Raw genomic sequence first — 20616 nt, 5'->3', positions numbered from 1 at the left:
GGGCGTGACCCGCCCGTCCCGGCGCGGGCGGAGGCGCGTGATGGGCAAGCTGTGGTATATCCTGACGGCGGGGCTTGGTGGCCTCGCCGTTGTTGCATCGGTGCCTGCCCGGGCTGAAGTCACGGCACGGACCGATTCCGGTTTCGTTATTCGCGTCACCGGGGAAGTCGCCGCCAGCCCGGCAGAGGCATGGAAGGCCTTTACGACGCCGTCGCTGTGGTGGAACCCGCAGCACACGTTTTCCGGCGAGGCGGCCAATCTTTCCCTGGATGCGAGTGCAAACGGCTGCTTCTGCGAGAAGCTGCCCGTTCCGAAGGGCGCTCCGGCTACGCAGAAGCCGGGTTCTGTCATGCACATGCGCGTGATTTACGCCGAACCTTACCGTGCCCTCAGGCTGGTGGGCGGGCTTGGCCCGCTGCAGTCCGAGGCGGTGAACGGGACCATGACGGTAACATTCAAGCCAGTGGAGGGCAGCGGTGGAAAGTCGACCCGCATTCTCTGGGAATATGTTGTCGGCGGCTTCATGCGCTACAAGACCGACACCATTTCGGGGGCCGTCGACAAGGTCCTGGGCGAGCAGATCAGCGGGTTGACCAAACTTATCGGACCAGCGAGTCCGGTTGACAAAAAGCTGCTTTCGACGGAGCCGCTGGCCCCGGAAGCCTCGGTTGCCGGAACCAGGCCGGGTGCGAACGACAGTGCCACAGACGTGGCACTACCACCACCACAAGAAGATGCACCGACCTATACCCCCGATCCGACAAAGGATGACGCAGCGGCCGGTGAGTCTGTGAAGTCGGCGCTCGACCAGCTTTTCAAGAAGAAGGATGATCGCCTGCCGCCCGGGCGGTGAGGGCAAGCATCGCCGCTTTCCCACGGCGCAAAAGGCGTTAATCTGAATGCCAACAACAGCGCGACTCGGAACCTCTCCGAGTTGGGCGAATAACGGGCCGCACCCGCCGCTACCGGCATGCATATCGTGAGCCGACAGAGGCTCCGACTTGGGGGAGAGTACCGTGGCCGTATCCGATCATGTTGACCTGCCGACCTTCATGGAGGGCGTGAAGAAGCGCAATCCGTATCAGCCGGAATTCGTCCAGGCGGTTCAGGAGGTTGCTGAAGACATCTTCGAGTTCATGCAGGACAAGGAGGAGTATCACTCGCAGCAGATCCTGCGTCGCATTGCCGAGCCGGATCGCGTGGTCTCGTTCCGCGTTTGCTGGGAGGACGACAACGGCAACATTCGCGTGCAACGCGGTTGGCGCGTGCAGAACAACAATGCGATCGGTCCCTACAAGGGCGGCATCCGCTTCCATCCTTCCGTCACCGAATCCGTGCTGAAGTTCCTTGCATTCGAGCAGACCTTCAAGAACGCGCTGACCGGCCTGCCGATGGGGGGTGGCAAGGGTGGATCGAACTTCAATCCCAAGGGCAAGAGCGTGCGGGAGATCATGCGCTTCTGCCAGAGCTTCATGACCGAACTCTACCGCCACATTGGTGCCGACATTGACGTTCCCGCAGGCGACATCGGCGTAGGCGGGCGCGAGATCGGCTTCATGTTCGGCCAGTACAAGCGCATCACCAACAACTTCACAGGCGTGCTGACCGGCAAGGGCCTCGAATGGGGCGGTTCCCTGATCCGCACCGAGGCGACCGGTTATGGCGCGGTCTACTTCCTGGCCAACATGCTGGCGACGAAGGGAGAAGACCTCACGGGCAAGACAGCGGTGATCTCCGGCTCCGGCAACGTGGCAACCCATGCCGCCGAGAAGATCGTGCAACTGGGCGGCAAGGTCCTGACACTGTCGGATTCGGGGGGTTACATCCACGACCCCGACGGTATCGATCAGGAAAAGATCGACTGGGTGAAGACGCACAAGACCCACCGTCGCGGCCGGATCGAGGAATATGTCACGGCGTTCCCGAAGGCGACATTCGTGGCCGGCAAGACGCCATGGGGCGTGCCTTGCGACGTCGCGCTGCCCTGCGCGACCCAGAACGAACTGCTCGGCGATGATGCGCGCATGTTGATCGCCAACGGCTGCAAGGCGGTGGCCGAGGGTGCCAACATGCCGACCGATCTGGACGGTGTGCATGTCTTCAAGGCAGCCAAGATCCTTTACGCGCCAGGCAAGGCTTCCAACGCTGGCGGCGTGGCCGTCTCCGGCCTCGAAATGAGCCAGAACTCCGAACGCCGCTCGTGGAAGGAGGAAGAACTCCAGCAGATGCTCAAGGACATCATGTCGGGCATCCACAAGTCGTGCCTCGCCTATGGCGATCAGGGCGGCGGCTATATCGACTACGTCAAGGGAGCGAATATCGCCGGCTTCAAGAAGGTGGCGGATGCGATGCTGGCCTTCGGCGTCGTCTGATCCGCAAGGCGAGGCTGGAGAACCGGGGGCGCCGAACGGGGCACCCTCGGGTCAGACGGTCGGTTGCTCAAGTTATCTTCGAGGCGCTGTCGAGCAATGACCGGACCGGAGAGATCTCCTGCAGGGAGTACCCTGCCGGGCCCTGACTGACGATCCGCAGATTTGGACGCAGCTTGGAGCGCAGGCCGGAAATCAGGACTTGCAGCGACTTCGTGCTGATCGGTCGATGCGTCGAACGGCCACTGATGGCCAGCTGGCTGCTCCGCACAGGTGACCCGCGCGCGGCCACGAGCATGGACAGGACACGCGCCTCGCGGCCGAGCAGTGGCTCTCGGGTGAAGTGCTGAAGATGCAGGTCCCTGACTTCCTCGACGACTTTCGACTGCTGGCTCTGGGCGATGCGGCCCAGCACGCCTCGCACCCGCGCTGCAGCCTCGGCGACCGGCATTTCACGATCGAAGACATCGTCGAAACCGGCATTGAGCAACTGCGCTTTCACGCTTGGCCGTACTTCGCGCATGATGACTATCTTGGCCTTCATTTTCAGCAAGGGGCGATAGATGCGCATGAGCTTGCGGATCCGGACAGCGTCGCTGCCAATGACGAAAAGCGTGTTATAGTATTCCCGACTGTCATCGATATGGCCGATGTAATCGTCGGTAATGCGGCGGAGCTGAACCCGGCCCGAGATCGCGCGAGCGAGCGCGGTTTCGGGCGCTGGATCGCCATTCCCGAAGTATAGCGTACGTGCACTGACGACTTCCTGGCGCGGGCCTTTCGGCTTCGCGCCCGGGGGCGGGCTACCTGGTCTGCCCCCGCCGCCGCCACCGGCCGCAGACTGCGGCTTACGGGATTGAGACATTTGGCAGTAACTTTCGATATACGGTCCGGATTAACTTTATAGATATTCTGCATTCTTGCAATGACGCCGCCGGCTCTGCGGTCGGTGAAAGGCAGGGCGCCGCGATTCGATCACAAGCAACGCTTCACGGAAGCGCGTCCAATTTGGCGCGAAACCCACCCGCGTCGTGGACAACGCCGTTTGCGCACCATCCTGCCGGCCGGGCATATTGCGAGAAAAGCGAGATAAGCTAAGGATTTGCGCCAAGGCGTTGCCAAATCGGCGCGAATATGTCGTTCCCCTCTTGTTCCACGGGAACACAACGAGTACATAACCCTTGTTGACGGCTCGTGTCAGCCAACTCTAGCAAGGGAAACGAAGCCATGGCGGCTCAGCTCAAGCTCATCGAGGAAGGTAAGATCAAGGACATGGATCGTCAGAAGGCGCTCGACGCAGCCCTTGCACAGATTGACCGTGCGTTCGGCAAGGGTTCGGCAATGAAGCTGGGCTCGAAGGAAGCGATGCAGGTGGAGGCGATCTCCACCGGGTCGCTGGGGCTTGATATCGCACTCGGTGTCGGCGGTCTGCCGCGCGGACGCGTGATCGAAGTCTATGGGCCGGAAAGCTCGGGCAAGACCACGCTCGCGCTGCACGTCATCGCCCAGGCCCAGAAGACCGGTGGCACGGCGGCATTCATCGATGCCGAGCATGCGCTCGACCCGGTCTATGCCAAGAAGCTGGGTGTCGATATCGACAACCTGATCGTGTCGCAGCCGGATACTGGCGAACAGGCGCTGGAAATCACCGACACGCTGGTGCGCTCCAACGCGATCGACGTGCTGGTGGTGGACTCCGTGGCCGCGCTCGTGCCGCGTGCGGAAATCGAAGGCGAGATGGGCGACAGCCACGTCGGCCTGCAGGCCCGCCTGATGAGCCAGTCGTTGCGCAAGCTGACCGGTTCGATCAGCCGTTCGCGCTGCATGGTGATCTTCATCAACCAGCTGCGCATGAAGATCGGCGTGATGTACGGCAACCCCGAGACGACGACGGGCGGCAACGCGCTCAAGTTCTACGCCTCGGTCCGCCTCGACATCCGCCGCACCGGCCAGATCAAGGATCGTGACGAGATCGTCGGCAACGCCACGCGCGTGAAGGTGGTCAAGAACAAGGTGGCTCCGCCGTTCAAGCAGGTTGAATTCGACATCATGTATGGCGAAGGCATCTCGAAGATCGGCGAAATCCTCGACCTCGGCGTCAAGGCCGGGCTGGTCGAGAAGTCGGGTGCCTGGTTCAGCTATGACTCGATCCGCATCGGGCAGGGGCGCGAGAACGCCAAGAACTTCCTGCGCGAGAATTCCGAACTTTGCGACCGGTTGGAAGCCGCGATCCGCGGCCGCACCGACAAGGTTGCCGAAGGTCTGATGGTCGGTCCGGACGCGGACGACGACGTCTGATCTTCAAGGCGGCGGGCAGCCTCCATCCCCGGTGCAAGCCGGGCCCGCCAGCCAGACAAAGAGCCCGCGCGTTCCCCGGCAGGATCGCGCGGGCTTTTTGTTTGCGCGCCGGCGGTTGCGGGTTAACCTTCCACTTAAACCGCACGGAGAATCGCCATGGGCATCATCGTTCACCATCTCAACAACAGCCGTTCGCAACGGGTCCTCTGGTTGCTGGAGGAGCTTGGCGTCGATTACGAGATTAGGCACTATCAGCGCGATGCGGTGACCAACCTTGCCCCGCCCGAACTGAAGGCCGTGCACCCGCTGGGCAAATCGCCCCTGCTGGAGATCGATGGCCGGGTCATCGAGGAATCGGGCGCGATCGTGCAGGTCCTGTGCGAACGCTATGGCAAGGGCACATGGCTCCCGGCGGAAGGTTCGGACGACGCCCTGCGGCACCTCGAACTGATGCATTTTGCCGAAGGCTCGGCCATGACCCCCGTCCTCCTGCAGCTTTATACCTCGCGCCTTGGAGAGGCTGCCGCGCCGCTGAAGCCGCGCATCGACGAACAGCTGGCAGCCCATTTTGGCTACATGGAGCAGATCCTGCGCCCGTCCGGCCACTTCATCGGCGACGATTGGACCGGGGCGGATGTGATGATGAGCTTCCCGGCAGAGATCGCGGTCATGCAAGGGGCGGGTGTACATTTCCCCAAGCTCGCGGCATTCGTCGCGGCCATCCACGCGCGGCCCGCGTGGCAGCGCGCGCGCGAAAAGGGCGGCGACTATTTCGGGATGTAAGGCATGACCAACGCGAGTGACTGGCAGGGGACGGTCGGACGGAGCTGGGCCAGCGAATGGCGGCGCACCGATGTCAGCTTTTCCGACCTGACACCCAAACTTCTGGCCGCCATCGCTCGAGAGCCGGGCGCGGCTGTTGCAGATATCGGTTGCGGAGCGGGGGAGCTGTCGATCGCCATTGCCGAGGCAAGGCCGCAAGCGCAGGTGACCGGCGTGGATATCTCTGCCGATCTGGTCGATGCGGCCGGCTCCCGCGCCATTCAGCCAAACCTGACGTTCGAGCTGGCCGATGCCTCGCAGTGGCAACCCGCGTCACGGCCGGACCTGTATGTATCGCGCCACGGCGTGATGTTCTTCTCCGATCCGCAAGCAGCCTTCGCCCATCTGGCCGCGCAGGCGATGCCAGGAGCGCGCATGGTCTTCTCGTGCTTTCGCAAGGCTGCCGAGAACGACTGGGCGGCGGCCATCGCGGCGCTACTGCCGAAAGGTGATTCTCCGCCAGCTTCGCCAACTGCGCCGGGCCCCTTCGCATTCGCCCTGCCGGAGCACGTGCGACGCTGCATGGCAGGATGGCGGGCGGTGGAGTTCGCGCCGGTGGATTTCCGGTACATCGCCGGCACCGGGCCAGATGCCGTGGGCGAGGCGATGGCGCTGTTTGGCCGCATCGGACCTGCTGCGGCGGCCTTGCGGACTTTGCCCGAGGCCGAGCGCGCAGCGGTCGAGATGCGGCTCGCCGAGCTTGTGGAGGCCCATCATCGGGACGGCGTGGTGGCATTCAATGCTGCGGCGTGGCTGGTAAGCGCCACGTCCGATCACAATGATGGATGAAACGTGCTTGTAGCGCGCCGAACGCTCGCCTAATCGGCCTTTCATGACTTCGACGAACGAAATCCGCCGCTCCTTCCTCGAATACTTCGGCTCGCACGGGCACGATGTGGTGCAGTCTGCGCCGCTGGTGCCCTACAACGACCCGACGCTGATGTTCACGAACGCCGGGATGGTGCCGTTCAAGAACGTTTTCACCGGGCTCGAGACACGCGCGACCCCACGCGCCACCTCGTCGCAGAAGTGCGTGCGCGCGGGCGGCAAGCACAACGATCTCGACAACGTCGGCTACACTGCGCGGCATCACACCTTCTTCGAGATGCTCGGCAACTTCTCGTTCGGCGACTACTTCAAGGAGCAGGCGATCACCCATGCGTGGACGCTGCTGACGCGCGAATGGGGCCTGCCCAAGGACAAGCTGCTCGCCACCGTCTACCATACCGACGACGAAGCGTTCGAGCTGTGGAAGAAGATCGCAGGCCTGCCTGAAGATCGCATCATCCGCATCGCCACCAAGGACAACTTCTGGGCGATGGGCGACGATGGCCCGTGCGGTCCCTGCTCCGAAATCTTCTTCGATCATGGCGATCACATCTGGGGCGGCCCTCCGGGATCGCCGGAAGAGGATGGCGACCGCTTCATCGAGATCTGGAACCTCGTGTTCATGCAGTTCGAGCAGACCGCGGGTGAAATCACCGGCAGCCTGCCCAAGCCGAGCATCGATACCGGCATGGGCCTCGAGCGCATTGCCGCCGTTCTGCAGGGCGAACACGACAACTACGACACCGACACGTTCAAGGCGCTGATCGCCGCATCCGAAAGCCTGACCTCGGTCAAGGCCGAGGGCGAGCAGCGCGCCAGCCATCGCGTGATTGCCGACCATCTGCGCTCGACCAGCTTCCTGTTGGCCGATGGCGTGCTGCCTTCGAACGAGGGCCGCGGCTATGTGCTGCGCCGTATCATGCGCCGCGCCATGCGCCACGCGCACCTGCTGGGTGCCAAGGACCCGCTGATGCACCGCCTGGTGCCGGCACTGGTCGCCGAGATGGGCGCTGCCTATCCTGAGTTGGGCCGTGCGCAGCCGCTGATCGAGGAAACCCTGCTGCGCGAGGAAGTGCAGTTCCGCCGCACGCTTTCGAACGGCATCAAGCTGCTCGACGAAGCGACCGCTGCGCTGGGCGAGGGCGATGCGCTGCCGGGCGAGACCGCATTCAAGCTCTATGACACTTACGGTTTCCCGTACGACCTGACCGAAGACGCACTGCGCGCACGCGGCATCGCGGTGGACCGCGAAGGCTTCGATGCGGCGATGGCGCAGCAGAAGGCGGCGGCGCGTGCGGCGTGGAAGGGTTCCGGCCAGGCTGCGGACAGCGAAGTGTGGTTCGATATTGCCGAGCGTGTCGGCGCGACCGAGTTCACCGGCTACACCGCCACCACCGGCGAGGCGCAGGTCGTGGCGCTGGTCAAGGACGGCAAGGAAGTCGACAATGCTGCGGCGGGCGACGACGTTACCGTGATCGTCAACCAGACGCCGTTCTACGGCGAAAGCGGTGGCCAGACCGGTGACGCAGGGACGATCACCGGCGCCGATGGTCTCAAGCTGGCCGTGAGCGACACCGCCAAGCCGCTGGGCCGCCTGCACGCGCACAACGCGAAGGTCGAGGCCGGGGCGATCAAGGTTGGTGACGTGGTGAAGCTCGACATCGATGTCGAACGTCGCGATGCAATCCGCGCCAACCACTCGGCCACGCACCTCCTGCATGCGGCACTGCGCAATCGCCTTGGCGGGCACGTGACGCAGAAGGGCTCGCTGGTCGCCGCTGATCGCCTGCGTTTCGACTTCTCGCAGCCGACTGCACTGACGCCTGAGGACATTGCCGCGATCGAAGCGGAAGTGAACGCTGAGATTCGCGCCAACGAACCAGTGACGACGCGCCTGATGAGCCCCGATGATGCGATCGAGGCGGGGGCGATGGCACTGTTCGGTGAAAAGTATGGCGAGGAAGTGCGCGTGCTTTCGATGGGCCGTGCGACGGAGAAGCACTATTCGGTCGAACTGTGCGGCGGCACGCACGTTCGGGCGCTGGGCGATATCGGCGTGTTCCGCATCGTCAGCGAAAGCGCAGTCTCGTCGGGCGTGCGCCGCATCGAGGCCCTGACCGGCGAGGGCGCGCGGCAGTGGTTCGTGGCCCGCGAAGAGGCATTGAAGCACACCGCGTCGATCCTGCGCACGACGCCGGAAGACGTGGAAGCTCGCGTGTCCGCGCTGATGGAAGAGCGCAAGAAGCTAGAGCGCGAACTGGCCGAGGCGAAGAAGGCGCTGGCGCTGGGCGGCGGTGCAGCCAAGGCGGAGAACGCGGACGAGGAAGTGGGCGGCATCAAGTTCTCGGGCCAGGTGCTCGACGGGCTGGACCCCAAGGAACTGCGCGGACTGCTCGATCAGGCAAAGCAGCGTCTGGGTTCGGGCGTTGCGGTGATCGTCGCGGTGAACGAGGGCAAGGCTTCGATCGCGGCGGCGGTGACAGAGGATCTCGTCGGAAAGGTCAGCGCGGTCGATATGGTGCGCGCAGGCGTGGAAGCACTTGGCGGCAAGGGTGGTGGTGGCCGTCCGGACATGGCCCAAGGCGGCGGTCCGGACGGAGCAAAGGCTGCCGAGGCGATTGCTGCGGCTAAGGCTGTTCTTTCGAATTGACCGTTATTGCCTGCGCCCGCTGGCGCCGCGCGTTTCGGGTTCGGAGCCGCGGGCCAGATCCTTTTCGCGCATCGTGGCGTCGGTCTGCTGCGGCCCCTTGATCGGGCCCTTGTTCGGCTGATCGTCCTGCGTTGCCGGGTTCAGGTCGGGCTTGTTGCTGCGGTGGGTCATGTTTCTCTCCTTGCCCTGAAAACACAGGGCAAGGAGATCGGTTGCGGGCTGTCAGGCAGAGCGTTCCCGGAGCGAGGCAGACTTGAGCTTGGGAAGCGAATTGAGCTCGCCTTCCTCCTTGATCTTCTGGCGCAGTTCGTCGCGCTTTTCGTGGATCGAGGCGATGACCGGGCCCATCGGGAAGCCGAGATCGACGAGGACAGCTTCGGACAACTGTAGCGAACTCTCGAGCGTCTCGGGCACGGCATGGCTGGCGCCGGCCTTGTAAAGCGCGGCGGCGTGCGTCGCGTCGCGCGCGCGGACGATGATCGGGAGGTCAGGATGTGCGCTCCGCAGGCGCTTGACCATGCGCAGGATGAGGACGGGTTCGTCCATCGTCAGGATCATCGCCTTGGCATCATCGAGGCCGAGCCGGGCGATTGCCGCTTCGCTGTCGACGTTGCCGAACAGGACCGGCAGGCCATCCTTGCGCGCGTTCCTGACGATGCCGGGGTCCGAATCGATGCCGAGCCAGGCGGCCTTGTGGACCGTCAGCATCTCGGCGATGAGCCTGCCGACGCGGCCGAAGCCCATGACGACGACGCGCTCGCCTTCGGGCTCCTCGACGAACGTATTCTGTCCGACGTCCGCAGTCCCGCGCGCGACCCGCTGCCCCCATGTCTCACCTAGTTTGGCCAAGAGCGGCGTAATCGTCAGGCCGATGGCGGTGACGATCTGCCAGAATTGGGCAGTCTCCCGGTCGATGAGGGTTGCCTCGGCGGCCGTGGTCAGAACGATCAGGGTAGTTTCCGATGGGCTGGCCATCAGGATGCCGGCTTCGAGTGCGGTAGCGCGCTCCTTGCCCATGGCGCGTAGGGCGAACATCGTGACAAGCGCTTTGAGCACCACCACACCGACGACTGCGAGGGTGAGCGGCCCGATCTGTGCCCAGACGACGCGCAAATCTATGCCCATGCCGATGGTGATGAGGAAAACGCCCAGCGCGAGGCCCTTGAACGGCTTGGTAATCGCTTCGACCTCGGTGTGATACTCGGTCTCGGCGATGAGCAGGCCCGCCAGCAGCGCGCCCATGATCGGCGAGAGGCCGACGAGAGACGTCGACAGCGCTGCGGCGATCACAACCAGCATCGTGGCAGCAAGGAACAACTCGGGGCTCTTCGTCTGTGCAGCCTGGGCGAAAAGGCGCGGTAGCAGCAGGCGTCCGCCGACCAGCAGGACGGCAATGACGATGCCGCCATAAAGCAGCGTTTCGCCAAGGGTTGGGCCATCCGAATGCGCGGCGACCGGGCCCATTGCACCAAGGATGAAGATGATCGGCACGAGCGCGATATCCTCGAACAGGAGCATCGACAGCGCGGCGCGGCCGACGGGACCATGGGTGCCGGCGATGGGCAGGACCAACGCGGTCGAGGAAAGCGCAAGTGCAAGGCCGAGGCCGAAAGCACCGCTGATCTGCAAACCGGTGGCCAGAAGTGCCGCCGACAGGAGGAAGGCCGAAATGCCAAGCTCCATCGCGCCAAGGCCGAAGACCAGTCGGCGCATGTCCCACAGGCGATTGAAGGACAGCTCCAGGCCGATCTCGAACAACAGGAGGATGATGCCGAACTCCGCGAAAGGCGTGATCGCGGCCGGATCGGAAATGGTGAAGTGGTACAGCCAGGGGTACTGCGGCACGAGCGCGCCGAGGCCGAACGGGCCGACCACCAGTCCGACGAGGATGAAGCCGATGATCGGGGTGATGCGGAAGCGGGCGAAGGCCGGGATGACGATGCCTGCGGCACCGAGGATTACGAGAGCGTCGGAAAGTGCGGTCGTCGGTTCGAGATTGCCTGCCATTGGCGAAGGTTAGGGGAGGGGGGCAATGGTGTCACCCGTTTCTGCATGTCGAACTGTTGCCAAAGCAAAAGGGCCCCGGCGCGAACCGGAGCCCTTTGCTGTTTCCGTAAAGGAACCGGCGCTTATGCCCAGTTCTTCATTTCGGCTTCGAGGTTCTCGACGATGGCTTCGAAGAACTTCTCGGTGGTCATCCAGGCCTGATCCGGGCCGATCAGCAGGGCGAGGTCCTTGGTCATCTTGCCGCTTTCGACGGTTTCGATGCAGACGCGCTCGAGCGTTTCGGCGAACTTCACGACTTCCGGGGTCTCGTCGAACTTGCCGCGGTACATCAGACCGCGGGTCCACGCGAAGATCGAGGCGATCGGGTTGGTCGAGGTCTGCTTGCCCTGCTGGTGCTGGCGGTAGTGACGGGTCACGGTGCCGTGGGCAGCTTCGGCTTCGATGGTCTTGCCGTCGGGCGACATGAGGACCGAGGTCATCAGGCCGAGCGAGCCGAAGCCCTGCGCAACCGTGTCGGACTGCACGTCACCGTCGTAGTTCTTGCAGGCCCAGACGAACTTGCCCGACCACTTGAGCGCCGAGGCGACCATGTCGTCGATCAGGCGGTGTTCGTAGCTGATGCCGGCGGCGGCGAACTTTTCCTTGAAGCCTTCGGTGTCGAACACTTCCTGGAACAGATCCTTGAAGCGGCCGTCGTAGGCCTTGAGGATGGTGTTCTTGGTCGACAGGTAGACCGGCCAGCCCAGCGACAGGCCATAGTTGAACGACGCGCGGGCGAAGTCGCGGATCGAATCGTCGAGGTTGTACATCGCCATGGCGACGCCACCCGAGGGGTAGTTGAACACTTCGCGGTCGATCGTCTCACCGTTGTCGCCTTCCCAGACGAGACGCAGCTTGCCGGGGCCGGGGACGACGAAGTCGGTGGCGCGGTACTGGTCGCCGAAGGCGTGACGGCCGACGACGATCGGGTCGGTCCAGCCCGGGACGAGGCGGGGCACGTTCTGGATCACGATCGGTTCGCGGAAGACCACGCCGCCGAGGATGTTGCGGATCGTGCCGTTGGGCGACTTCCACATCGACTTGAGGTTGAATTCCTCGACGCGCTGTTCGTCAGGCGTGATCGTGGCGCACTTCACGCCGACGCCGTACTGCTTGATTGCATTGGCGGAATCGATGGTGATCTGGTCGTCCGTCTCGTCGCGCTTCTGGACCGAGAGGTCGTAGTACTTGAGGTCGATGTCGAGGTAGGGGAGGATCAGGCGCTCGCGGATCCATTCCCAGATGATCCGGGTCATTTCATCGCCGTCGAGTTCGACGACCGGGTTCTTCACCTTGATCTTCGCCATGTCCGTCCTGTCTTTCAAGCTGGGGAGAGAAATTGCGCCTTCCCTTAGCAGAGGCTTGCCGGTGCGCAAGGCAGTGGGGCGATTCGCGCAATTTTTGCAGGCTTTGCGCTGGACATCGGCGCATGGGCAATGCAGATATTTAAGTGACCGGTTAAAGCCGGGTGCAAGTCCTTTTGGAGAGATGCGATGAGCGAGGCGGAAGTCCTTACCCAAGTCGATGGCAACGTGCTGATCGTCACGATCAACCGGCCCGATGCAAAGAATGCCATGAACAAGGCTGCGGCCGAGGGCATTTCGGCAGCGATGGACCGGCTGGATGCCGAGGCCGACCTGCGCTGTGCGATCCTCACCGGGGCTGGCGGCACGTTCTGTTCAGGGATGGATCTCAAGGGCTTCCTGCGCGGGGAGTCGCCCTCGATTCCCGGGCGCGGTTTTGGCGGCCTGTCGGAATGGACGCCGAAGAAGCCGATCATCGCTGCGGTCGATGGCTATGCCTTGGCGGGCGGCATGGAACTGGCGCTGTCGTGCGACCTGATCGTGGCGAGCGCTTCATCCAAGTTCGGCATTCCCGAAGCCAAGCGCGGACTTGCCGCTGCTGCCGGTGGCCTGATCAAGCTGCCGCGCCAGATCCCGCCGCGCATCGCCATGGAACTGGCGTTGACCGGCGACTTCATCACCGCCCAGCGCGCTTATGAGCTCGGCTTCATCAACCAGATCGTCGAAGGCCCGTCGCTGGAAGCAGCAAAGGCTCTGGCAGCGAAGGTCGCCGAGAACGGTCCGCTCGCACTGATCGCGTCGAAGGGAATCATCCGCGATTCGCACGAGTGGACCGAGGCGGAAATGTGGAAGAAGCAGCAGGCCTATATCGCGCCGGTATTCACGTCGAGCGACGCACGCGAAGGCGCCGCCGCCTTTGCCGAGAAGCGCAAGCCGAACTGGCAGGGCAAGTAAGATCGCCAGGGCGGGGGCGCTGGTCGCTCCCGCCACTTTTCCTACCGATCAACAAAAGCCTGCGTCGATCAACAAAAACCCCCGCCATTGGCGGGGTTTCTTATGCGATGGTGGGCGTAGCAAGGATTGAACTTGCGACCCCTACGATGTCAACATAGTGCTCTACCACTGAGCTATACGCCCGCACCATCTGCTTGTCCCTTGGCTGGCGGCGAACCGCTGATCGCGTCGGGAAGCGCGCCATTAGCCCCCGTCCCGATTCATGGCAAGGGGGAATTTGCAGCCAGACTTCAGCGGCTCCCCGCAAACTGCGCATCCTCGAATACGCGCTCGACTTCAAGCACCAGATCCTTGAGGTGGAACGGCTTTGACAGCACCCGGGCCTGGGGTGCCTCACGATTTGCCTTGAGCGTCACAGCGGCAAACCCGGTGATGAACATGACCTTGGTGCTGGGGCTGATCTCGCTGCAGCGCTGCGCCAATTCGATCCCGTCCATTTCCGGCATCACGATGTCAGACAGGAGGAGGTCGAAATGTTCGGATTCGAGCAGGGGAATTGCGGCGGTGCCCCTGTCCACGGCAGCCACGGAATAGCCGGCATTTTCCAGCGCGCGGGTCAGGTAAGTGCGCATCGCGTCTTCATCTTCGGCGAGCAGGATCCGGATCATGGCGAACCTGTTTTTTAGTGGGGCTTCAGTTCCATGGCCTATAACGCCGATGGGGTTAACAATCTCCCGCCTGAAGCTTCGCGCAAACCGCTTTTTGCCCGCAACCCGACATGTGGTCCAATCGTCGTCGGACCTTGCTTTGACTTGCGTGCGAATCGGTTGCACCTTTGCGGGATGCAGCATGAGTGTGAGCACCAGGGCGATTCGGCTTCGGTCCATGGCGGGTCGGTGCCGGGCAATCCCGGTGTGCCGGCCTACAGCCTGACGACGATCGATCCTTCGCCGATCCCCGTGGTGATTGCCGTCCCGCACGCAGGAAGGGCCTATGCCAAGTCGCTGCTTGACCGGATGCGTCATCCCGCGTTCGCAGCGCCCCGGCTTGAGGATCGCTACGCCGATCTCTTGGGGCAGGCGGTTTCTCGCCGGACCGGCGCGGCGCTGCTCATCGCCCATGCGCCGCGGGCCATGCTCGATCTCAACCGTGCCAGCGATGATGTCGACTGGGAGATGGTCGGTGGTCCACCGGCCGATGCTTCGGCCGCGCCCAGCGGTTTTGGCAGGCGCGCACGAAGCGGGCTGGGGCTGGTGCCGCGTCGTCTGCCGGGCCTTGGAGAGCTGTGGAAGCGCAGGCTCGACCACAGCGAACTGGCAGAGCGGATTGCAGCGGTGCATCAGCCTTATCACATGGCGCTCGCCAGCACGCTCGAGACGATTCGGGACCGTTGGGGCGCTGCCCTGCTGATCGACCTTCATTCGATGCCACCGCTGGCGGCGCGTTCGCCCGGAGAGCGTGCGCCGGAATTCGTCGTGGGCGATCGGTTCGGCGCTTCGTGCGATGGGGGTGTGGTGGCTTCCGCGTTCGGCTTCTTCACCGAAGCTGCGCGACGGGTGTCGCACAACCGGCCTTATGCCGGGGGCTACGTGCTGGAGCGACACGCAAGGCGTGCCGAAGGCCTTCACTGCATGCAGCTCGAGATAGACCGCACCTGCTACCTCGATGCACGCATGGCCGAACCCGGCCCCGGCTTCGAAGCCACGATCGAGCTCTTGGTGGGCTTGGTGCGCCGACTCGCGGTCGACGTGGCGGACCTTGGCCGCGCATCCGACCGCGGACGCTGGCGCGCTGCTGCCGAGTAGATGCGCGCTTTATGGGCAAGCGCGCGGGCAGACTTGCGCAAACTCATGTAACCCAAGAAAAAACCACCTGGAGCAAGCTCCAGGTGGCCAAGGTTCAGGGAGGAGGTGCACGTGAGTGCACCAGTTACGCTGGGCCATGAGGGGAGCCGCAACGCAACAATCACAAGATAGGTGAGGGGATTTGCCCCTGCAAGGCCTTTCGAGGGATTTTTGCAACACCCCAAGAAAAAACGCGATGAACCGAATGGCTCACCGCGCTTTTCTGTTGACCTGTGGCTCGATCGCTCAAGCCCGATGTCAAATCGTGTCCGGCTTATTCAGCCGGAACCTGGATCGCCGGGATCGGACCCTTGCCCAGTTGAACCTGTGCGCCGAAGATCTGGCTGATCAGTTCGAGCGAGAACAGGTGGGCATAAAGCAGCGGCAGCAGGCCGCTCTGCGCCCAGCCACGCAGCACGTCACCGCGCACATCGCGCAGCTTTTCCTGATTGACCATCTGGAAGCCGCGATAGACGAACGGCTGGTCATTGCCCTGCTGCTGGATCGCGACTTCGCCCTCCATGAGCAGGTCGTGCTTCTTCAGCTCGTCGATGAAGGCCTGCGTGCGCTGGCCGGCCTGTTCGAACTGTTCGCAGAAGCCGAGTGCAGCCTGGGTCGCTTCAGAAGGCTGGCCGTCGGTGAAGAGATCCTGCCCTTCCACCGAATCGCCGAGCAGGTTTGCCGAAGGGTCGAAGCACAGCGAAAGTTCTTCGCTATTGGGGTTCAGCTTGGCGAGCAGGAACGGGTAGCGGCGGACATAGGCCGGGATGTAGATCGGCTGGGTGACCTTGCCTTCATCATCAACAAAGACGTTCACGCCTTCGTTCAGCCCCATCAGCGCCAGCGGAACCGGGTTGTCACCCGATGCAAAGATGATCGGGTAATGGCGTGCTGCCTGGGGAAATTCCTCAGCCGTCAGGGGGATGGCGTGCTGTCCGATCAGCCAGGGAGCTGCATCCGCGTTCTTCGCCTTCCACGTTGCATGGTCCCGGCTGTTGAGCGGCATCAGGTCGTTGTAGAACATCGGCAGGTTCGCTTGCGGCGCGCTGGCCATTTTGCATCTCTCCAAGAATCAAAACATTCGCGCGGGCAAAACTCACTCTGGCCGCGGCTTAGCGGGAACGCCGGTTCTTAGGGGCTGCCAGAAGGCCGCGCAAGCCGCGTCAGACAAGCTTTCCGGGGTTTAGCAGGCCGTCCGGGTCCAGTGCCTGCTTGATGGCGCGCATCGTGGCAAGCACCGTGGGATCGGAAAGGCGGGCCAGTTCGTCACGTTTCAGCCTGCCGATTCCGTGTTCGGCAGAGATCGAGCCTCCCCACGCAACCACCATGTCGTGGACCTGTGCACTGATCGCCTTGCCGTCGCCTGCTTCCCACGATGCCCGGTCGCTGACCGGCGGCGCGATGACGTGGAAGTGGACGTTGCCGTCACCGAGATGCCCGAAACAGACCGCGCGGGTGCCCGGCCAATCGGCTTCGAGGCGCGGGACGGCGGCCTCGACAAAGGCGGGCATCTTTTCGACCGGCACGGAAATGTCGTGCTGCATCGCCGGGCCAAGCGCGCGTTCGGCTGGCGAGATGGTCTCGCGGATCAACCACATGCGCTCGGCCTGGTCTTCGCTGGCGGCGATCGTGGCGTCAGCGATGAGATCGCGTTCGAACGCCGTGGCAAGGATGCGCTCGGCCAGTTCGGGCAATCTCGCGGCGGTGTCCTCGTCGCCCGCGACCAGTTCGATCAGGGCGTGCCAGGCATGAGGCTCCGTCAGCGGTGCGCGCGTTCCGGGAGTGTAGGCCTGAACCGCCTCGAGGCTGTGCTGGGGCAGGACCTCGAAGCCTTCCAGCAGCCCTGGCGCCATGTCCTCTGCCAGAAGCAGGAGGCTGCGCGCATCGTGGAGTGAGGCCGTGCCGGCCCACATCACCGTCCTGCCGGCAATGGCGGGAGCGAGCCGCAAGGTCGCAGCGGTGACGATGCCCAGCGTTCCTTCCGAACCGATCAGCACCTGCTTGAGATCGAAACCCCGGTTGTCCTTCTTGAGCGGGGTCAACAGATCGAGCACGCTGCCATCGGCCATGACGGCTTCGACCCCCAGCACCAGCGCTCGCATCGAGCCATGGCGCAAGACTTGCGTACCACCGGCGTTGGTCGATACGAGCCCGCCGATCGTGGCCGAGCCCTTGCCGCCAAGCGTGAGGGGGAAGCGCAGGCCCTCTTTCTCCGCCGCCTCGTGCAGGACCTGCAGGATGACGCCTGCCTCGCACGTGGCCGAACGCGCCGCGGTATCGAGCGCGGTGATCCGGTTCATGCGGCGCAAGGAGAGGATGATCTCGCGCCCGCTTTCGAATGGTGTCGCGCCACCCGACATGCCGCTGTTGCCGCCCTGCGGCACGATCGGCACGCCATGCCTGGCGCACAGCTTCACCAGAGCGGCGACCTCGGCGGTATTGGCTGGCGAAGCGATTGCCCGCGCCGCGCCGGTGTAGCGGCCGCGCCAATCGGTCAGCCATGGGGCCATGTCATCGGGATCGGTAGTCAGACCCTTTGGCCCGAGCAGACGGGCCGCTTCTGCAAGAAACGTTTCGGTCATCACGGCATCGGCTATTGCCACCCCGCAGGAAGGGCAATTCATTTTTCATTGCTGACAGGTTAAGCAACCGTTCAACCCCGGAGGCTAGGGGTGTCAGGAGCGGTTGGAGCGGGGTCAGGGCCGCTTGGCCGTAGAGGGGACGTCGAGAGTTTTTGCATCGGAATGCCCAACGTATTCAACCTATTGGCCTCATTGGGCATGCTGCTGGCCGTACCGGTTGGTACACCCGTGGCGATACCCGATAGCGATACGCAATGGGCGACTGCTTCCATTCCGGCAGGATCGCCCCTCATTGTCGACGACTTCGGGGCGAGCGCTTTCAACAGCTTCATTGCCGACGGCTTGGGCGACCAGTCCTGGAATCAGGTGCGCATCGAGCAGCGCATGATCATCCGTATTGCACCGCGCCTGCCCGGCCAGATGTACACGCCGATGCCGGCCGCGCCTCAGCCGCCGCGTTTTTATGAGCGCAAGACCAGCAAGTGCCTGCCGATCACCAGCATTGCGGGCGTGCAGATCGAATCGCAGGATCGCCTCCTGCTTGTCACGCGCGGGCGGAAGCTGATCGGTGCCAGTCTCGACAAATCCTGCCGCGCTCGCGACTTTTATTCGGGCTTCTATGTCGAGAGGAACGAGGACGGGCAGCTCTGCGCTGGCCGGGATACGATCCATTCGCGGGCCGGAGCGAACTGTGCGATTACCAAGATGCGCGAACTCGTGCTGGAAGATGACTGACAGTCCCGTCTCGTCGCGGAATTCTTGACTTTTCGGGCCATATCGTCTTAGCGCGCAGACAGTGCTGGCGGCGTTTTGCGATGCAGGCTGTCCAGCGGGCACAATTGTGTTCGTGCCGTCTCTAGTTCTCGGAAAATTGCCTGCATGAAGTTTGCCGATCTCGGCCTCTCGGATGAATTGCTCCAGTCGGTGCTCGATGCCGGCTATGATGAGCCTACTCCGATCCAGGCGCAGGCAATTCCCGCTGTCCTGATGATGAAGGACATCATCGGCATCGCCCAGACCGGCACCGGCAAGACTGCCGGGTTCGTGCTGCCGATGATCGACATTCTGGCGCACGGCCGCCGCCGCGCCCTGATGCCGCGCTCGCTGATTCTCGAACCGACGCGCGAACTCGCCGCGCAGGTGGCCGAGAATTTCGAGAAGTACGGCAAGAACCACGACCTCAAGATGGCGCTGCTGATTGGTGGCGTGCAGATGGGCGATCAGGTCAAGGCGCTGCAGGACGGTGTGGACGTGCTGATCGCCACGCCCGGGCGCCTGATGGACCTGTTCGAACGCGGCAAGATCCTGCTCACCGGCTGCGATCTGCTGGTGATCGACGAGGCCGACCGCATGCTCGACATGGGCTTCATCCCCGATATCGAGAACATCTGCACCAAGCTGCCGACCCAGCGCCAGACGCTGCTGTTCTCGGCAACGATGCCGCCGCCGATCAAGAAGCTGGCCGACAAGTTCCTGTCGAACCCCAAGATGATCGAAGTGGCGCGACCGGCGTCGACCAATACCAGCATCGCCCAGTTCAAGGTGAAGTGCACCACGCGCCAGAAGCGCGAAGTGCTGCGCCAGCTGCTGCGGACCGACAATGTCACCACGGCAATCGTCTTCGCCAACCGCAAGACGACCGTGCGCGAACTGGCCAAGTCGCTGCAGCGCCACGGCTTTGCCGCCGGCGAAATCCACGGCGACATGGACCAGAGCGCGCGCAATGCCGAACTGCAGAAGTTCAAGGACGGCGACATCTCGATCCTGTGCGCCTCCGACGTCGCCGCACGCGGGCTTGACGTGAAGGGCGTGAGCCACGTCTTCAACTTCGACACGCCATGGCACCCGGACGACTACGTCCACCGCATCGGCCGCACCGGCCGTGGCGGGGCGACGGGCCGGGCCTTCACGCTGGTGGCGTCGGAAGATGCCGAAGCGATCGACAATGTCGAGAAGCTGCAGGGGACGAAGATCCCCGAGTTCAAGCTCGAGATTGCCGAGAAGGAAGAGCGCAAGCCGCGCGAGGCCAAGCCGGAGCGCCGCGAGGAAGAGCCGAAGCGCGAAAGCCGCCGCGAACGTCCCGCCCGCGAGGAACGCAAGCCCCGCGCCGAACGCGAACCGCGTGCGGAAGTTAAGGCCGAACGCGCTCCGCGCCGCGAGCAGCCCAACTACCGCGACCACTCCGAACCGCCTTCGAAGCCGGGTGAGTGGAATGGGCCGATTCCGGAATTTCTGGCGGTTTCTGCGCTTTAGCCCTCTCTCCTTCAGGGGAGAGGGTTGGGAGAGGGGGAGGGCTCGCACCCAGCCTCACCGCCCAAGCCCTCTTGGGCTTCGGCTAGGCGGCAAGCCGCCAAGCCTGCGTATCTCTCCCCAGAATGGGAGAGAGCGAGGGCGCTCGGCGCAAAAAAACATCCCATTCCATCGTCGACCCGGACTTGATCCGGGCCTCGGCTTTTCTCTTCGGGCGCTTCGCCGGAAGAACAGCCCAACCCCGTGTCAAGCACGGGGAGACGGGAGGTAGATCGAGGCAAGTTTACGGACTGTCGGCGCTTGGCTGGGAGACGAGTTAATCACGCGGTGCAAATACTCTACCGCTGGGGAAACGAAGCGGGATCGAAGGATCAAGTCCAACCTCTGAAACTCTAAGCGGGACAACAAAATCGTTGGAAACGCCGCGGTCTGGCAGACTGCCCCATTCCACTTTAGCCATGAACTTGCGGCCGCGACATTGGACCTCAATCAAATCCCCAATAACCGGGGGAGGCCCGTCAAATCGATTTTCGTCTTCGCGAAGCTCTCGTTCCGTGACGACTTCACCATCTTTGAGTGCGATGCGTTTGACCCAGTAGCCCATCGTGAGAGCATAGCTAGCGGTGACGGGCTGAATCAATCAAATCGTGCGTGTGGCATCAACTGAAC

18 protein-coding genes and 1 tRNA gene are annotated in these 20616 nt (G+C 63.4%); 10 read left to right on the top strand and 9 right to left on the bottom strand.

Annotated features, from left to right (window positions below; translation table 11 throughout):
* The first annotated feature begins 4 nt into the window (after nt 1–4).
* On the top strand, nt 5–853 hold the full coding sequence (locus NJ75_RS10925) for an SRPBCC family protein (RefSeq protein ID WP_236727127.1): 849 nt from the start codon (nt 5–7) through the stop codon (nt 851–853).
* 163 nt (nt 854–1016) lie between these two features.
* Nucleotides 1017–2372, top strand: coding sequence for an NADP-specific glutamate dehydrogenase (gdhA, locus tag NJ75_RS10920; RefSeq protein WP_039334327.1), 1356 nt, complete (start codon nt 1017–1019; stop codon nt 2370–2372).
* Between the two features lie 67 nt (nt 2373–2439).
* On the opposite strand, the gene NJ75_RS10915 is transcribed toward gdhA, so the two are convergent.
* Nucleotides 2440–3234 (bottom strand): helix-turn-helix domain-containing protein, encoded by a 795-nt coding sequence (locus NJ75_RS10915; RefSeq protein WP_039334325.1) that lies wholly within the window; start codon nt 3232–3234, stop codon nt 2440–2442.
* A 362-nt stretch (nt 3235–3596) separates the two neighbouring features.
* Here NJ75_RS10915 and recA point away from each other — a divergent pair, with 362 nt between their 5' ends.
* The 4 genes from recA (at nt 3597) to alaS (ending at nt 8967) form a co-directional block, all read left to right on the top strand.
* A complete protein-coding gene (gene recA, locus NJ75_RS10910; protein ID WP_039334323.1) occupies nt 3597–4667 on the top strand; it encodes a recombinase RecA in 1071 nt (356 codons plus the stop codon).
* A 156-nt stretch (nt 4668–4823) separates the two neighbouring features.
* Complete coding sequence (locus tag NJ75_RS10905) at nt 4824–5450, top strand: glutathione S-transferase family protein (RefSeq protein WP_039334321.1); 627 nt, start codon at nt 4824–4826, stop codon at nt 5448–5450.
* A 3-nt stretch (nt 5451–5453) separates the two neighbouring features.
* The gene (locus NJ75_RS10900) at nt 5454–6278 is read left to right on the top strand and encodes a class I SAM-dependent methyltransferase (protein WP_039334320.1); all 825 of its coding nucleotides are present in this window, start codon (nt 5454–5456) and stop codon (nt 6276–6278) included.
* A gap of 43 nt (nt 6279–6321) precedes the next feature.
* Nucleotides 6322–8967 (top strand): alanine--tRNA ligase, encoded by a 2646-nt coding sequence (alaS, locus tag NJ75_RS10895; RefSeq protein WP_039334319.1) that lies wholly within the window; start codon nt 6322–6324, stop codon nt 8965–8967.
* Nucleotides 8968–8970: 3 nt separating this feature from the next.
* Here alaS and NJ75_RS24340 read toward each other — a convergent pair whose 3' ends face one another.
* The 3 genes from NJ75_RS24340 to NJ75_RS10885 form a co-directional block, all read right to left on the bottom strand.
* Entirely contained in the window at nt 8971–9138 is a 168-nt protein-coding gene (locus NJ75_RS24340) for a hypothetical protein (protein WP_156135766.1), read from the bottom strand.
* A 51-nt stretch (nt 9139–9189) separates the two neighbouring features.
* On the bottom strand, nt 9190–10974 hold the full coding sequence (locus NJ75_RS10890; RefSeq protein WP_039334317.1) for a cation:proton antiporter domain-containing protein: 1785 nt from the start codon (nt 10972–10974) through the stop codon (nt 9190–9192).
* Between the two features lie 122 nt (nt 10975–11096).
* The gene (locus NJ75_RS10885) at nt 11097–12320 is read right to left on the bottom strand and encodes an NADP-dependent isocitrate dehydrogenase (RefSeq protein WP_039334315.1); all 1224 of its coding nucleotides are present in this window, start codon (nt 12318–12320) and stop codon (nt 11097–11099) included.
* A 186-nt stretch (nt 12321–12506) separates the two neighbouring features.
* Here NJ75_RS10885 and NJ75_RS10880 point away from each other — a divergent pair, with 186 nt between their 5' ends.
* Entirely contained in the window at nt 12507–13271 is a 765-nt protein-coding gene (locus NJ75_RS10880) for a crotonase/enoyl-CoA hydratase family protein (RefSeq protein WP_039334313.1), read from the top strand.
* 108 nt (nt 13272–13379) lie between these two features.
* Here the strand turns inward: NJ75_RS10880 and NJ75_RS10875 are convergent.
* Together NJ75_RS10875 and cpdR are read right to left on the bottom strand one after the other, a co-directional pair.
* Nucleotides 13380–13454: transfer RNA gene (locus tag NJ75_RS10875), tRNA-Val, on the bottom strand.
* A gap of 107 nt (nt 13455–13561) precedes the next feature.
* Nucleotides 13562–13939, bottom strand: a complete 378-nt coding sequence (gene cpdR, locus NJ75_RS10870) for a cell cycle two-component system response regulator CpdR (RefSeq protein ID WP_039334312.1) — start codon at nt 13937–13939, stop codon at nt 13562–13564.
* Nucleotides 13940–14113: 174 nt separating this feature from the next.
* On the opposite strand from cpdR, the gene NJ75_RS10865 reads away from it, so the two are divergent.
* Nucleotides 14114–15076 (top strand): N-formylglutamate amidohydrolase, encoded by a 963-nt coding sequence (locus NJ75_RS10865; protein ID WP_052242349.1) that lies wholly within the window; start codon nt 14114–14116, stop codon nt 15074–15076.
* A 313-nt stretch (nt 15077–15389) separates the two neighbouring features.
* Here the strand turns inward: NJ75_RS10865 and NJ75_RS10860 are convergent, their stop codons facing one another.
* Nucleotides 15390–16169: a SapC family protein gene (locus NJ75_RS10860; protein WP_039334311.1), complete on the bottom strand. Its 780-nt coding sequence runs from the start codon at nt 16167–16169 to the stop codon at nt 15390–15392.
* 109 nt (nt 16170–16278) lie between these two features.
* Nucleotides 16279–17697 (bottom strand): FAD-binding oxidoreductase, encoded by a 1419-nt coding sequence (locus tag NJ75_RS10855; protein WP_039334441.1) that lies wholly within the window; start codon nt 17695–17697, stop codon nt 16279–16281.
* 162 nt (nt 17698–17859) lie between these two features.
* Here NJ75_RS10855 and NJ75_RS10850 point away from each other — a divergent pair, with 162 nt between their 5' ends.
* Complete coding sequence (locus NJ75_RS10850; protein ID WP_156135765.1) at nt 17860–18432, top strand: hypothetical protein; 573 nt, start codon at nt 17860–17862, stop codon at nt 18430–18432.
* 144 nt (nt 18433–18576) lie between these two features.
* Nucleotides 18577–19950 carry a DEAD/DEAH box helicase gene (locus tag NJ75_RS10845; protein WP_039334310.1) on the top strand — a complete coding sequence of 458 codons (1374 nt, stop codon included), beginning with the start codon at nt 18577–18579 and terminating at the stop codon, nt 19948–19950.
* A 313-nt stretch (nt 19951–20263) separates the two neighbouring features.
* Here the strand turns inward: NJ75_RS10845 and NJ75_RS24335 are convergent, their stop codons facing one another.
* On the bottom strand, nt 20264–20551 hold the full coding sequence (locus NJ75_RS24335; RefSeq protein ID WP_156135764.1) for a hypothetical protein: 288 nt from the start codon (nt 20549–20551) through the stop codon (nt 20264–20266).
* Between the last annotated feature and the right edge of the window lie 65 nt (nt 20552–20616).

The organism is Novosphingobium subterraneum (genome assembly GCF_000807925.1).
GTDB classification, from domain to species: domain Bacteria; phylum Pseudomonadota; class Alphaproteobacteria; order Sphingomonadales; family Sphingomonadaceae; genus Novosphingobium; species Novosphingobium subterraneum.
Note: the sequence above shows the minus strand (reverse complement) of the source record. Positions and strands in the feature narration are given on the sequence as shown.